Genomic DNA, 652 nt, shown 5'->3' with positions numbered 1-652 from the left:
TTGGGTACCGAGTAACCAACCTAGGATGACAAAATTACTCAGTGCAGCGGGCGCACTCCAAGCACGGATAGAAAAGTACTGCTCACCATAGAACTTCACCTGTTCACTGGCACTACTAAGAGAGAAGACGGTATCTGCGACCACACCGTGCAGCAGTAAGAACAGAGCCGCAAATCCTAAGCTCATCGTGATGCCTTGAACAAACACCAACCCCAGTTGCTGATTATCGCTGGCACCATAAGATTGAGCAGCTAAGCCGGTCGTCGACATTCGAAGAAAGCCCAGCAACCAAAAGGTCACACTGATCATGGTGCCACCTAAAGCCACACCACCTAGATACCACGCATGTTCTAGATGACCTATCACAGCCGCATCCACTAAACCGAGTAGTGGAACGGTGATATTGGAGAGAACCATAGGTATGGCGAGCATCAACACGCGCTGATGAACCGATGTGTTGGTTAGAGTTTGAAAAATAGATTGGGGAAGAAATAGCTTCACGATCACCTCTTTGATTTGAGGTGATAGTTTAACCTAGGCGATCAAGTTTCACTATGTCGTGGGTAGAGCCTCAACTCAGGTATGAATAGAGGTGATCCGCGAAGATATTACAAAGGTGTTTACCACTTCGTGACGATTAACTGAGGTGTCA

The 652-nt window shown here is 47.4% G+C and carries 1 protein-coding gene; it reads right to left on the bottom strand.

Going from position 1 to position 652, the window contains the following annotated elements; all coding sequences use genetic code 11:
- The coding region (locus KIV40_RS33160) for an MATE family efflux transporter (protein ID WP_285353638.1) at positions 1–501 on the bottom strand (501 nt) is incomplete at its 3' end.
- Positions 502–652: the final 151 nt, after the last annotated feature.

The organism is Vibrio sp. D173a, from assembly GCF_030248475.1.
Note: the sequence above shows the minus strand (reverse complement) of the source record. Positions and strands in the feature narration are given on the sequence as shown.